Below are 12,535 nucleotides of genomic sequence, written 5' to 3' on the forward strand. Positions count from 1 at the left end.
AATAAATATAAGTATCTATTAATTAGTATTTTATTTTACATTTTAATTAAAAATTAGTAATCTTTTATTATATTTGATTAATAACAAAAAAAACTAATATGAAATCAAACCTTAAAAATCTAAGTTCATTAGACAGAAAACAACTGAAATCAATCAATGGAGGCCGAATTCCATGTCCTGCTAATAATGACTGTGGAGCAGGTAACTGTTGCATAGCCGGAGCATGTCACCCCATCTCCGATGCAGGACCTAAATATGGCTTATGTACTGCTATAATTTGGGATTAAAATAAACAATCAGCACATCATTTTTCCCTCCATTCTAACAACTTTGTATTGTTAAAATGGAGGGAAATTTATTTTATGATTACCCTAATTAGATTTAAAGTACTTTATACAAATATTTTACTCTGTCCAAAGATGACCTGCAGCATATGTCTTTGCTTTTCCTGCAATAATGACCCGCTCATCCTGATCTTCACAATATAACTTTCCAAGTCTTTCGGAGATCTGCATAGCAAACAGGTCTTTTTTTCCAAGTCTTTCAGACCAGAAAGGAATTAAGGAACAATGAGCAGAACCCGTTACCGGATCTTCCAGAATACTCGACTGTGAAGTAAAAAATACCTGGAAACAAAATCACTTTCACTTCCTTTCGCTGTTACAATGACACCTCCCGGATCTAAATTGATCTGATCAAAAGTCTGTCTGTCAATTTTGATGTTTTTTATTTCATCTTCTGTATCATACACCAACACATAATCCCTTGCTTGAAATACCTCTTTTGGCTGAATATTCAATGCTTTAGAAATAATATCCGGCAAAACAGAGGGTATGGGCATCCTTGAAGGAAAATCAAGATAGTACAGTCCATCCTTAAAAATTACCTTCAATTCACCACTTCTTGTTTCAAAAATAATTTCATTGCTTTCATAATTTAAAATTGAAATCAGACAATGCGCTGTTGCCAAAGTAGCATGTCCGCATAGATCCATTTCAATTTCAGGGGTAAACCATCGAAGATGTATTTTTGAGCCATTGTTGATAAAAAATGCGGTCTCAGCAACTGCATTCTCCATGGCAATCTTTAAAAGTATTTCATCGGGAAGCCATTCTTTTAAAGGAACAACACAAGCAGGATTCCCTCTGAAAAGCTCATCTGTGAATGCATCGATCTGATATAATTCTAATTTCATAGTCGAGGATATAAATTGTCTTCAGTAAAAGTAAAAATTTCTTTTCATCTTCAGCTTTATACTGAAGACAATAATCATATTAAAAAGGAGCTTATTTATAGGTTAGGCACTGATCTTTTTGGAAGTACCAATACCAAATCCCACACATCCCTGCGACAGAAACATCATTAAAAACAGCAAATACAGTGTCTGTGGCAGATACAGAAAATAACTCAGCCACGTAAAAGGATCCATTTCATATACTCCGGTCTCCGGTTTAATGGGAATAAGTTCTTTAGGAATGCTAGCAAGATCATGGGTAAATAACGCAACAAGTATGATGATGATTAAAAAAACAGAGCTTATTCGCGTCCATAAGCCGATCATTAAAAACAGTCCGAATATACATTCACAAAAAGCAGTAAAATTGGCCGTAAATCCGGGAAACGGAAAGCCAATATTGCTAATGGTGTTGAACATATATCCTTGAAAAATAGGATGAAATAATTTATTAAAACCGGCAATAAAGAAGAACAGGCCGATTAAGATCCTGCATATGATGTATATATTTTTGCTGTTTTTTTCGAATTTTGATATCGTTGTATTCATAATAATTTTAATTCATTTTAGGTTAAATAACAAGTCCATGAAAGATACCCATTCATGTTATGTAAGATTAGAAATAGTGGAATAACTTTATTCCATTTTGTAAGCTCAGCGTACAATTAAGGCTGAAACTTTGAGAATTAAACTTTTATTTTAGGAGGAATCCAGATGGAATTAAAAAAAGAAGAATAGGGTGGATCATCATATAAAAAGAAACGGTCTTTGATGTTCCTGTCCATTAACTTACCTAATCTAAAATATGAAAAGGAAGCCGTAAAAAATGATGAAAAACTATTGCAATAATTGTTATTGCATTTTATAGGCGTCTTATTGTTTTCTTCAAGATACTTTTTACTGCATTCTTTATGAGAATCCACAGAGGAACTGCGATAAGCATTGAATAATGATTTGGAAAAATGAGTATAATCCGCTTTAAAAATAAACAAATGGGTAAGCAGTAAAAATACACTGAGTACTTTTGTATGATGCAATAAACCAATTTGTTTTACCATAGACTTTCTATAAACAGTCACAAATATAGTAAAATATTAATGGTCTTTTTTGGGATGTATTTTCTACAGATCACTATTAAATTGATATTGGTCACCCCAATAACCATTCCTATTCAATAGCTTTGTAAAAAAGAAAAAACATTCATCATTAAAGCAATTTCACCAATTATGAAAAAGGAATTATTATATATAATATTGTTTTTATTCAGCTGTATTCTATCCGCACAAGGTGCTGACAATTCTCTCCAGGGATATTACAAAGCTGTGAACGATCAAACACTTTACGGCAGTTTTAACTTTGATGGGAATGGAAAAGTTTTGATATCTGACATGGATTATGGGGACTATTTTACGAGAAATGATAGTCTGATCATTTATCCCGATAAAAGTATATTCATCTTCAAAATAAAAAAAGGAAAACTCAGTGGAATATCAGATTGGGTAGAGAAAGGAGTATGGAATCTTAAAAAAGACAGTTCAGAAATCAATAACAGACGTAATCCCGTAGATGCCGTAAAAAAAGCTCAGCTACTTGCCGAGTATTATGATAAAACCAAAAGCCCTTCCAAATCAGATCTCGATTTCGAAGCATTAGTCTCCGGAAAAACCTCTGTAATCAATGAAGAACTTTGCAATAAAGGATTAGCTAAAGCCTGTATGAATCTTTTCGGGTTAAAGATGATGGAGTACACTCCGGGACTTTTTGGTGATCCTGCAAAAATTGCTGCTAAAAAATTAAAACCTCATCCTGAACTGATTGCATTGTCTAAAAAAATAGTAGACCTGGGAGAACCTGAAGGTTATACGGTATTAGGAAGCTATTACTATACAATAGGTCTCAAAGATAAAGCTTTTAAAACCTGGGACGAAGGGGAGAAAAACGGGAGTTTAAAATCCGGTACCACAAAAGCAATGATTGAATTTCAGGAAGAATTGGAAAAAGAAGAAACGGCAGACAAAAAATAAGCAGCATAAAAAAACATGTCCTAACCTTATTTATTCTAAGAAAAAATACCGGGAAAGACTGAATTCTCAGGTGTTGTGAGCGTTATCAATTTAAGGAAACTTGTATATTTGCCACAAAATTAAACTCATTTACAACACAAAAATTATTAATGGTTCCAGCCGATGCTTCCCATAAGCTTATTCCGATGACAACTTTCGTTCTTGAATATTATTCACACGAAGGATATGCCGATCTTCAGACCTTAAATTTGATGAATAATTATGCCAATCTTCTGAAGCATCCTTTAACGCTTGGAATGTTTATTCCTGTAGATACAGACGGAAATGTACTGAAGGAACCAAAAAATTATGCGAGTTGGAAGTCGCTTGAACATAATACTAAAAAAACGAATGAAAACTCTGCGGTTCCTGGATTTAAAGAAAACAGCATATACCAAACAGCAGAACAAAAATGTTTTTTTGAAGGTTTTCAGGTAGCCTATAATGGCTATTCCGTGGTGAGAATTGTGGCTTCTTATGATGATTCTATCGAATTGTCCTTTAACAAAGTTGATCTGAAATTTCAGACATTTGAAGACATTGAATCTCTTACTGTTTTCGATGAAATATATCTAAGTTCCACTGCTTTACATCTTATCGGCATCAAGTGATCTTATTTTTAAATTTAAGATCTTTAAATAATATTTTTAAATGATTTACAGTTAGTTAGAAAAATATTGACCATATTTACATCACAAACCACTAAATTATTTACAATGAAAAATCTTAGACAAATCTCAAAAGAAGATTTAAAAACAATCAGAGGTGCCGCTTCGGTATGCTCAAAAGGGTATTACTGGTGTACACCATCAGGAGGCTGTATTCCTGAAGCACAGACCTGTTGTTTATAAACCAGAAGACAATTGATAACGATCTTTAAATTTCAAGCCCCTCGCTCTGCGAGGGGCTTAATATATCAAAGCAAAGCATAGATGTTTCTAAATACGCTGTGATTTCACCATTTGTACTTTTTTAAGAATAAGGATTAAAAATGAAATGAGTAGACATAAGATACTTGACCAAACAATTTGATGAATGCCAAAATGAGTAATCCAAAAACCACCGATACCCGTACCTAAAGTAACTGCAATATTTCCACAGGAAGTAAAAACGCTGTTAATAAATTCACGTGACTCTGGTGCTGAAGAGGTTACATTAATATTACTGATAAGAAAACCACCTGAATGTACTAATCCCCATACACCCATCATTACTGCAATCGATATAAACTGAGTTCCTAAATTATAAAGTAAAATATGCACCAATACCAAGGACAGAATAAATAAGAGTGTTGTCGTATAAATATTTTTGGATAAAAACTTCCCTGCTAACTGATTGCCAAAGATTCCGGTTACTCCGAAAATAAATAGTAAAACACTTATTTCTTTACCATTCATTTTGTTTACTTTCCCTAAATAATCAGCCATATATCCATATGTAGCATACATTGCAGCAACTATAAAACAGGCTACGAAAAGATTTATCCATAAAATTTTGCTCTTAAAAATACTAAGATTTGAATTCCTTTTCTTTTTATCTGGCATTGGAATATCCGGTAAAAAAAGTAATATCCCAACAAAGGAAATGATATTTATAGCAGCATAGAGAATGAAAGACGATTGCCAATTAAACACATCAGCCATGAGTGTTGCAATTGGAATACCCAGAATACTAGCAATGGTAAAGCCACCAAATACAATGCTTACAGCCTTAGGAGCTTCTTTTTCAGAGACAATGTTGGCTGCAGAAGATAAAGCAACAGCCCAATAAACAGGATGAAAGAATGCAGGCAAAATCCGTGCAGCTAAAAGAAATCCAAAATTTGGAGCAATGATAGAAAGTAAATTGGATAAAGCAAAAATCCCTAAAACAAATGCCATTAAACCTTTTCTTTTAAAGGAAGATAAAAGCATCATCATAAAAGGTCCGGAAATAGCAACAGCAAGGGCAAAACCACTCAATAGCCAGCCTGCCTTCTCAATACTTACATTAAAAGCATGGGCTAGCTGCGGTAATATACCAATGACACCAAACTCGGTTGTACCAATTCCAAAAATGCCTAATGCCAAAATGTAAAGTGTTCTTTTCGATTTCATGTAAAATATTTTTTGCAAATTTGCAAAAAGCACTTTCAAAAAATCATATACTTACTAAATGGTCATATACTTACCTTTTAGAAAGTGTAAGTAAAATATAACGTTTTTATGCCTGAATTTTTCCACGATAAGAGGCTGTATTATACGCCTATCGAGTTTGCATTAAGCCATATAGGTGGAACCTGGAAAATGCCAATTTTATGGCGTTTACAAGAGAAAGCATTACGCTTTAACGAACTAAAAAAAGATATTCCACACATTACTGATAAGATGCTTACAAGTCAGCTAAGAGAATTGGAAAGCAAAGGATTGGTTAACCGGAAAGTCTTCCCCGTTGTTCCTCCTAAAGTAGAGTATAGCCTGACTGAGAAAGGAGAAAAAGCAATTCCTGTCATAGAAACCATTATGAAATACGGTTTCGACCTGATCATTGATGCAGGAATTGAATATCCACCAAAAAAAAATAATAATTCCGAAAATTCCTGATTTGAAGAAATAGTCTATTGCCTTATTTAGCAGAAATTTTGCTGTGAGAATCATCCATATTTTTCTTCAATATTTCTTTAAAATGATTGAAAGCATCCACTTCATCCTGAGTATTGCTTAATGGCTTGGAGGGACGAGGATGACTTATCACCCAATGACATGATCGCTTACCTATCAAACGAAGAGTAAAACCCGGATAGAGAAGATACCATGGAGACTCTATTTCAATCATATTTTTATAAGGAATTTTTCCATAAAGCGCTGATTCAAGATAATCCGGGTAGAATACAAGACGCTCTTTTCTCCACATCCATTTTATCAATATAACAGCTAGAACAAGAAATTCAGTAATACCGACACCTAACAGCCAGTTAATAGGAATATCCATCATTTTCCCTGACAGTATCGTTATAAAAAGAAGTACAGGAATCATTATCGCTCCTGTTATCGCACGTCTGTTATCTGGTAAAACAAATTCAAAAGTTCGCATCACTCCTCATCAAAATATAAAAGCAAATATACTAACCTTTACTGTTACATAAAATATTTCAAATCTCACCAATAGTATAACAAAAGCCTTATCAGTAATACTACCTATATCCCATTGAGTAGAAATACTCTTGCCATTCTCTGTTTCCCATTGTAACTTTATCGTATCCTATTTATTTATAAGAACAATAACCATGGAGACCAGAGACCATCACAAAACGGGGCGTCATCCGAAAAGCCAGATGAGTAGGAACAAAAAACTAATATTATGAATCACGTAAAGTACAGAGTTGGAAAATGGCTTCCATCCGACAGAAATTTTTTAAATAGCTGGATCACTAAAAAGATCGATCAGGCCAAACGATCCAACCTTCCTTTAAATCCGGCTATTGCTGATCTGAGAGATGCAATATATAACGATCCTATTCTATGGATGAGCTTTACAAGCATGTATGATGAGATTCCTCAAGGTTACAACGAACCTGTGAAAAATTTTGAAACCATGCTTCTCATCATGAATCAAATTTTACAGGAGGCTCCCTGCTACAGTACCATAGAAAATTCAATAGGATTGGTTGGTTTCCCGATCAATGCTATCCTCGATTGGGCAATGGGTACCAGCGGCGGATATCTGGCCTTTACCAATGAGCTAGTGAACGAAAAATTAAATGTGATCCTGAATGAATGGAAAACATTCCTGGCATCTGAAGCTTCAAAATACGTTTTGGTCGATGGTCCTATATTTCAGCCACAACCGGATTACACCAATCCTGTGGGATGGTTTTCACCTGCTGCCCTGGAAGCAATTGCAGCTATGGATCCATTAAGAGGACAGGGTAGTGATCCTGAGGAAGCATTGGCAAATTTTATATATAATTATCAGTGCAATCCTAATGAACCTAACTTCGGATATAACAGCTGGGATGATTTTTTCACCCGTGAATTCAATCCTGGTGTGAGAGAAGTAAGCGATGTAGACAAAGATCCTTCGGTTATCGTAAGTGCCTGCGAATCGGCTCCTTATAATTGTGTTACAAACGCTATGATGCGGGACAAATTCTGGATGAAGGGACAGCCTTATTCTTTGCTTGATATTATGAACAACCATCCGTTATCACAGCAATTTGGAGATAACAGTACTGTATATCAGGCATTCCTTTGTGCCAAAACCTACCACAGATGGAACAGCCCGGTAGATGGAACAGTAGTCGCTATAGAAAATGTTCCGGGAACCTACTATGCGGAAGCACCGGTTGAAGGCTATGACCCTGCAGGTCCAAATGATTCACAGGGATATATCGCTGAATTGGCAGCCCGTGCACTGATTTTTATCCAGTCGGATAATGAAAAAATAGGGTTGATGTGTTTTGTAGCCATCGGTATGGCAGAGGTTTCCAGCTGTGAGATCACCGTAAAAGTAGGAGACAGGATCAAAAAAGGAGATCCTACTGGAACGTTCCACTTTGGAGGATCAACACACTGTCTTATTTTCAGACCGGGAGTGAATATTGATTTTGATTTCCATGGACAGACTCCGAGTTTAAATACCTATAATATTCCAGTGAAAGCAAGGATTGGTACAGTTTCTTAATGAGTTGAAAATGGAAAGTTGAAGGTTGAAAATTATCAAAGGATAGTATCTTGATTGTAAATCTTAGTTCTATAAATTAGAAAATTTATGGAACAGAATATATTTTAAATTTTAGAAAAAAAGACCTCAATTTTTTTTGAGGTCTTCTTTACTAATAGGTTTGTATATGGAATCTGAAATTACTCTTATTACTTGAATTTCATGGTTATTATTAATTGATAATGACCTTTTTATTGATCACAGTGTTTTCATCTTTTATTTTGATTGATAAGATAAAGGTTCCTGTGGCATGTCTGAAAGAATTCAGATTTAGCTGATATTGATTATTTCTTACTTCAGCTTTTTCAGTCCAGATACTTCGGCCACTTAAGTCAACAATTTCTAATTCTACATTAGTGTAATTTTTAGGGAATGTAATGATAATGTGATCTTTTGCAGGAATCGGATAAAAAGAAAGTTTTATATTCGACTGTACATCAGAGACAGATAGAAAATCACTGTTTTGATTAAAAAATTCCCAAATCTTCTGAGTATAAGAAATGTCGTTTTGAGATGTCAGCCAGGTATGGGATGCATTATTAACCTTAAACAGCTCAATCACTGAATTATTGTTGGGACTTGTGTATTTATAATGGTCTACTGTATATCCGTCATTTACGGTATCAGGAAGCAGGGTATGTATAGGACTCGATACAGACTGATTATTTGTTTTCCAATAACTGATCAGCTGATCCACTGAGTTTCCGTAATTATTATTTGTATATCCGATGGTGGAATCAGCTGTTCCATGAAAATGAGCAATAGATACAGGCCGACCAGGAGTTCCGGCCGCCACGGGTAAAATTCCATTTCCAAATGTTCCTGCCACAGAGGCAAAAACTTTAATTTTATTATTCAGAACCAATGCCAGACGTTCGGTCATAAATCCTCCCATAGAAAAGCCACACGCAAAAACTTTGTTGGGGTTAATACTGTAGTCTTGTTTCACTTTATCAATTAAAGCGCTTATAAAACCTACATCATCCACATTTGAATTCGGAATATAGAAAGATAATCCTGCTCCTGAATTCCATGCCGTACTACCCGTTAAAGGATCTGTTAAGGCTTGCGGACATACTATAATGGCATTATCAGATTCCGCGATAGCAGCAAAACCGATGTTTCTGAAATTGGTCATATTATCTCCCAATCCGTGTAAAGTAAAAACCAATGATGCCGGATTTTGAGGATTGTAATTGGAAGGAACATAAATGGAGTATTCCCTCAATCCTGAAGAGTGCTGTAAAGTTCCTGTTTGCCATTGCTGACTGCAAACAATATTTGAAATAAAAAGGAATAAAAATAAAAGGGTTGTTTTCTGTCTCATATCTTTTTTTCCAAAGATATTGAGGGAGACAGGTTAATCAATTTGATAAAAATCAAAATGGTAAACCAATATTTTGACATTGATCAAATCCTGCTTTTTGCTCTTATCCTGCTTAATGTTTCCTGTGTTATTCCTAAAAATGAAGCAATCATTCCCAAAGTAAGAAGTTCATTGGCTCTGGGATGAGATTTTACAAAATCATCATATCTTTCTTCTGCTGTCTGAAATAGCATCCTGTCTATTCTGTTTTGTGTCATGATCAGGACGCTACTCATGATCATCCGATATAAATACTGAATATCAGGATGATTATGGGATAATTCTTCCAGATCTTTATAGCTAAGTTTCCATAATACGCATTCATCAAGAAGCTCAATCCCTCTTTTATCAGGCTTTTGACGGATAAAACTAATGATCGACAGCAAAAGAGTTTCGTCTCCTCTGAAACCATCCGTAACATCTTTTTCATCCTTATAATAAAAAATCCTGGCCGCTCCCTTTTCAACAAAGTAAATATGTTCACATACCTGTCCGGGTTTTACTAATAATGTATTTTTTGGCAATTCCTCTCTCTGCAATTTCATAAAAACAGCCATCATACTCTCTAAAGATAAATTGACCGGTGACTGATCTTTTTCATCAATCATAGAACTGATATACGAATTGATTGCCGTGAAGATATTCAGCATTTTATTTATTTAATTTATACAAAGAAAAAAATTATTTCATTAAAAAATAATTCTGCAATAAAAATTATAACCAAAAGATCACACCTTCAACCTCGAAATTGGAAATAAATCCACTCATTACAACTTTGAAATAAATCTTTTAAAATGAAGTGGATATTCTTCTCTGCCTTTTAAATCTCCGTGTCCGCCGTTAGAAATAATAATCAGTTCTTTTTCCTGAGTCTGAAGATTGGCCCATATTCTTTCCGCATGGTCAGGGGTTATAATATCATCCAGCTCACCATGAATCAACAAAACTGGAATCTTAATTTCAGCAGCTCTTTTTGCGGTGTTCAACTGGTAGGCAGGTGCCTGGTCTCCGAAAATACTGATTTCAGCAATAGAGGAGTAGGGACTTTCCAAAATAACCGCCCTGGCTCTTTTTGCAGTTGCCAGATAAGCAGCCATAGATGTCCCCATAGAATAGCCGTAAAGAATAATATCTTCTGGCTGGTATCCTAACTGAAGTGCATGCTCATATACTTTTTCTGCATCATGATACATATTCTGTTCGCCATCAATGGATCCCGTTGATTTTCCAAAACCACGGTAATCGGTAACTAAAACATTATATCCCCAGTCCAGTATCATCGCATGATGATCAAAAAAATTCTGCATATTTTTCGCGTTTCCCTGAAAATAGACCAAAAGCAACGGGCTTTTTGTAGTTTTATAATGTAGACCGTGCAGGATTACTTCAGGAGTAACATGAATAAAGACTTCTTCTACATTTTCAGGTAATTCAAATTGATAATCCTGAGACAAAGGAATAGGCTCAAAAATAAGCTCTGTTTGTTTTGTAATATCCATTGGTTTATTGATTATTAGGTATTTTATTTTGTTTTAAGACCTGTTCCGCATTTTTACGGGCCAGTTGAATAGGCCACTGGTCTTTGAAAATTTTGCTTTCTACACTTGCAGCTTCATACAATAGGTAAATAGTATCAGAAACTTCAATGGCCTGCTCGGTATCAGGAAAGATCTTCAATGTAAGCTGATATAAAAATTCTCTGAATTTTTGTTTGTGCGCTACGGCCATTGTGGTGATCTGTTCTTCCTGATCTCCAACTTCTGTAAGAATGTTGATCAGCCGACATCCATTAAAATAATTGATCCGTGCATACTTTTCCAGAAAAGAAAAAACAGCAATCAGCTTCTCAGCCGGATCAGTCCAAAGATTTAATTCTTCTTCCAGGCCCTTAAACCATCTCTCACTTGATTCTTTTACATACGCTTGCCCAAGTTCACTTTTTGATGGAAAATGATTGTATAGACTTCCTTTGGCCACCTTAGCCTCTTCGATGATCTGATTGATCCCCGTCGACTGATAACCCTGAAAATAGAAAAGCTGATCAGCCGTTTCCATAATACGATTTTTTGTATCCATGCCACAAATGTAACAATTTATTTCACAAATTAGACAAGTCTGTATATTTTTTTTTAACAAAGAATATATTTATCCTAAAAAGGCATTATTTAAATGATAATAAACAACCTGATAAAACAAAATCATCTCTGTGACAGAGATGATCATTCAAGAGAATAATTCTTATATAAATTGGAAGAAGCTTTATAGCACTCCTACTTATTCATAAACTTTAAAATTGACTGAACCGTTTCTTCGGGCCTTTCCTCCATTAAAAAATGACCAGCCTTATCAATTTCTTCCATATCCAGATTCTTAACATAGGGAGATAAGTTAAGTTTGAGCATTTCATAACTATCACTACCCGCAATCCCCAGAGTAGGCGCCTCAATAATATCCATTGTTCTAATGTCCTGAATATCCTCGGCAAATGATTGATACCATGCATTAGAAGCCCTTACCGAAGCTCTGTCATGATAGGCATCTGCGTACACTTTTCTGTCGAAATCACTTATGGAAGACCGATCCTTCAACAACTGATCAAAGATCCAGTCCTGAATCATATAAAACCGTCCTTCAATCAATTTTTCAGGCAGTTCCTTAACCTGATTAAAGGCTACCCACCAGGGATATACAGGAAGTCCTACGGGCAGCATGGGAAGTTTATACATATTTTCATCAGGATGTGGAGTATCCAGAACAATAAGCTTCTCTGTATTTTTCGGAAAGTTCCCGGCAAAACTTATCGCAACAGCAGCTCCAATATCATGCCCTGCAATACTTATTTTCTCATACCCAAGCTTCTTCACCAAACTCAATAGATCAGCTGCCATATTTTTCTTTGAATACCCTTCATCTGGCTTATCTGAACTTCCCATTCCTCTGATATCGACGGCGATCACGCGATACTTCTCAGCCAGAGCCGGCATTATTTTATGAAAGCTCCACCAGGTCTGCGGCCATCCTGGAATAAGCAGAAGGGGAGCACCTTGCCCGCCGGTGACATAATGTAATTGAATATCTTCCAGTTCTTCGAAACAGCTGTTAAAACCGGGTAATAAATCAACAAGTTGACTGTCCTTGGATGTTGTTGAATGCATATTATTCAGGATATAT

The 12,535-nt window shown here is 35.3% G+C and carries 15 protein-coding genes and 1 pseudogene; 6 read left to right on the forward strand and 10 right to left on the reverse strand.

Annotated elements, in window-relative coordinates; genetic code table 11:
- Nucleotides 1-98 precede the first annotated feature (98 nt).
- Nucleotides 99-287, forward strand: a complete 189-nt coding sequence (locus CEY12_RS04220) for a hypothetical protein (protein ID WP_089026496.1) — start codon at nt 99-101, stop codon at nt 285-287.
- A 117-nt stretch (nt 288-404) separates the two neighbouring features.
- On the opposite strand, the pseudogene CEY12_RS04225 reads toward CEY12_RS04220, so the two are convergent.
- The 3 genes and pseudogenes from CEY12_RS04225 to CEY12_RS04235 form a co-directional block, all read right to left on the reverse strand.
- Nucleotides 405-1,195: pseudogene (locus CEY12_RS04225) on the reverse strand (PhzF family phenazine biosynthesis protein).
- Between the two features lie 102 nt (nt 1,196-1,297).
- Nucleotides 1,298-1,783, reverse strand: a complete 486-nt coding sequence (locus tag CEY12_RS04230) for a DoxX family protein (protein WP_089026497.1) — start codon at nt 1,781-1,783, stop codon at nt 1,298-1,300.
- 137 nt (nt 1,784-1,920) lie between these two features.
- The gene (locus CEY12_RS04235) at nt 1,921-2,292 is read right to left on the reverse strand and encodes a hypothetical protein (RefSeq protein WP_089026498.1); all 372 of its coding nucleotides are present in this window, start codon (nt 2,290-2,292) and stop codon (nt 1,921-1,923) included.
- Nucleotides 2,293-2,460: 168 nt separating this feature from the next.
- Between CEY12_RS04235 and CEY12_RS04240 the strand changes: the two genes are divergently transcribed.
- The 3 genes from CEY12_RS04240 to CEY12_RS22725 all read left to right on the forward strand — a co-directional run bounded on the left by CEY12_RS04240 (nt 2,461) and on the right by CEY12_RS22725 (nt 4,148).
- Nucleotides 2,461-3,258, forward strand: coding sequence for a hypothetical protein (locus tag CEY12_RS04240; protein WP_089026499.1), 798 nt, complete (start codon nt 2,461-2,463; stop codon nt 3,256-3,258).
- A 149-nt stretch (nt 3,259-3,407) separates the two neighbouring features.
- Nucleotides 3,408-3,908 (forward strand): hypothetical protein, encoded by a 501-nt coding sequence (locus CEY12_RS04245; RefSeq protein ID WP_089026500.1) that lies wholly within the window; start codon nt 3,408-3,410, stop codon nt 3,906-3,908.
- Between the two features lie 105 nt (nt 3,909-4,013).
- The gene (locus CEY12_RS22725; protein ID WP_262484922.1) at nt 4,014-4,148 is read left to right on the forward strand and encodes a bacteriocin-like protein; all 135 of its coding nucleotides are present in this window, start codon (nt 4,014-4,016) and stop codon (nt 4,146-4,148) included.
- A gap of 87 nt (nt 4,149-4,235) precedes the next feature.
- Here CEY12_RS22725 and CEY12_RS04250 read toward each other — a convergent pair whose 3' ends face one another.
- Entirely contained in the window at nt 4,236-5,411 is a 1,176-nt protein-coding gene (locus CEY12_RS04250) for an MFS transporter (protein WP_228409792.1), read from the reverse strand.
- Nucleotides 5,412-5,501: 90 nt separating this feature from the next.
- On the opposite strand from CEY12_RS04250, the gene CEY12_RS04255 reads away from it, so the two are divergent.
- Nucleotides 5,502-5,879 (forward strand): winged helix-turn-helix transcriptional regulator, encoded by a 378-nt coding sequence (locus CEY12_RS04255; protein WP_089026502.1) that lies wholly within the window; start codon nt 5,502-5,504, stop codon nt 5,877-5,879.
- 22 nt (nt 5,880-5,901) lie between these two features.
- Here the strand turns inward: CEY12_RS04255 and CEY12_RS04260 are convergent, their stop codons facing one another.
- Entirely contained in the window at nt 5,902-6,369 is a 468-nt protein-coding gene (locus tag CEY12_RS04260) for a hypothetical protein (RefSeq protein WP_089026503.1), read from the reverse strand.
- A 267-nt stretch (nt 6,370-6,636) separates the two neighbouring features.
- Between CEY12_RS04260 and CEY12_RS04265 the strand changes: the two genes are divergently transcribed.
- Nucleotides 6,637-7,959: a phosphatidylserine decarboxylase family protein gene (locus tag CEY12_RS04265; protein WP_089026504.1), complete on the forward strand. Its 1,323-nt coding sequence runs from the start codon at nt 6,637-6,639 to the stop codon at nt 7,957-7,959.
- Between the two features lie 211 nt (nt 7,960-8,170).
- On the opposite strand, the gene CEY12_RS04270 is transcribed toward CEY12_RS04265, so the two are convergent.
- The 5 genes from CEY12_RS04270 to CEY12_RS04290 form a co-directional block, all read right to left on the reverse strand.
- Nucleotides 8,171-9,325: a T9SS type A sorting domain-containing protein gene (locus CEY12_RS04270; RefSeq protein ID WP_089026505.1), complete on the reverse strand. Its 1,155-nt coding sequence runs from the start codon at nt 9,323-9,325 to the stop codon at nt 8,171-8,173.
- 83 nt (nt 9,326-9,408) lie between these two features.
- Entirely contained in the window at nt 9,409-10,014 is a 606-nt protein-coding gene (locus CEY12_RS04275; RefSeq protein WP_089026506.1) for a Crp/Fnr family transcriptional regulator, read from the reverse strand.
- Between the two features lie 117 nt (nt 10,015-10,131).
- Entirely contained in the window at nt 10,132-10,863 is a 732-nt protein-coding gene (locus CEY12_RS04280) for an alpha/beta hydrolase (protein WP_089026507.1), read from the reverse strand.
- Nucleotides 10,864-10,867: 4 nt separating this feature from the next.
- A complete protein-coding gene (locus CEY12_RS04285) occupies nt 10,868-11,419 on the reverse strand; it encodes a TetR/AcrR family transcriptional regulator (protein ID WP_157676752.1) in 552 nt (183 codons plus the stop codon).
- Between the two features lie 215 nt (nt 11,420-11,634).
- Nucleotides 11,635-12,519 carry an alpha/beta fold hydrolase gene (locus CEY12_RS04290; RefSeq protein WP_089026509.1) on the reverse strand — a complete coding sequence of 295 codons (885 nt, stop codon included), beginning with the start codon at nt 12,517-12,519 and terminating at the stop codon, nt 11,635-11,637.
- Nucleotides 12,520-12,535 lie beyond the last annotated feature (16 nt).

Origin of the sequence: Chryseobacterium sp. T16E-39, assembly GCF_002216065.1 — a bacterium.
Lineage (GTDB): Bacteria > Bacteroidota > Bacteroidia > Flavobacteriales > Weeksellaceae > Chryseobacterium.

Excerpts from the sequence above, each read along its gene's own strand:
- CEY12_RS04220 (WP_089026496.1), top strand. The coding sequence starts at position 99 with ATGAAATCAAACCTTAAAAATCTAAGTTCATTAGACAGAAAACAACTG.
- CEY12_RS04230 (WP_089026497.1), bottom strand. The coding sequence starts at position 1,783 with ATGAATACAACGATATCAAAATTCGAAAAAAACAGCAAAAATATATAC.
- CEY12_RS04235 (WP_089026498.1), bottom strand. The coding sequence starts at position 2,292 with ATGGTAAAACAAATTGGTTTATTGCATCATACAAAAGTACTCAGTGTA.
- CEY12_RS04240 (WP_089026499.1), top strand. The coding sequence starts at position 2,461 with ATGAAAAAGGAATTATTATATATAATATTGTTTTTATTCAGCTGTATT.
- CEY12_RS04245 (WP_089026500.1), top strand. The coding sequence starts at position 3,408 with ATGGTTCCAGCCGATGCTTCCCATAAGCTTATTCCGATGACAACTTTC.
- CEY12_RS22725 (WP_262484922.1), top strand. The coding sequence starts at position 4,014 with ATGAAAAATCTTAGACAAATCTCAAAAGAAGATTTAAAAACAATCAGA.
- CEY12_RS04255 (WP_089026502.1), top strand. The coding sequence starts at position 5,502 with ATGCCTGAATTTTTCCACGATAAGAGGCTGTATTATACGCCTATCGAG.
- CEY12_RS04260 (WP_089026503.1), bottom strand. The coding sequence starts at position 6,369 with ATGCGAACTTTTGAATTTGTTTTACCAGATAACAGACGTGCGATAACA.
- CEY12_RS04265 (WP_089026504.1), top strand. The coding sequence starts at position 6,637 with ATGAATCACGTAAAGTACAGAGTTGGAAAATGGCTTCCATCCGACAGA.
- CEY12_RS04270 (WP_089026505.1), bottom strand. The coding sequence starts at position 9,325 with ATGAGACAGAAAACAACCCTTTTATTTTTATTCCTTTTTATTTCAAAT.
- CEY12_RS04275 (WP_089026506.1), bottom strand. The coding sequence starts at position 10,014 with ATGCTGAATATCTTCACGGCAATCAATTCGTATATCAGTTCTATGATT.
- CEY12_RS04280 (WP_089026507.1), bottom strand. The coding sequence starts at position 10,863 with ATGGATATTACAAAACAAACAGAGCTTATTTTTGAGCCTATTCCTTTG.
- CEY12_RS04285 (WP_157676752.1), bottom strand. The coding sequence starts at position 11,419 with ATGGAAACGGCTGATCAGCTTTTCTATTTTCAGGGTTATCAGTCGACG.
- CEY12_RS04290 (WP_089026509.1), bottom strand. The coding sequence starts at position 12,519 with ATGCATTCAACAACATCCAAGGACAGTCAACTTGTTGATTTATTACCC.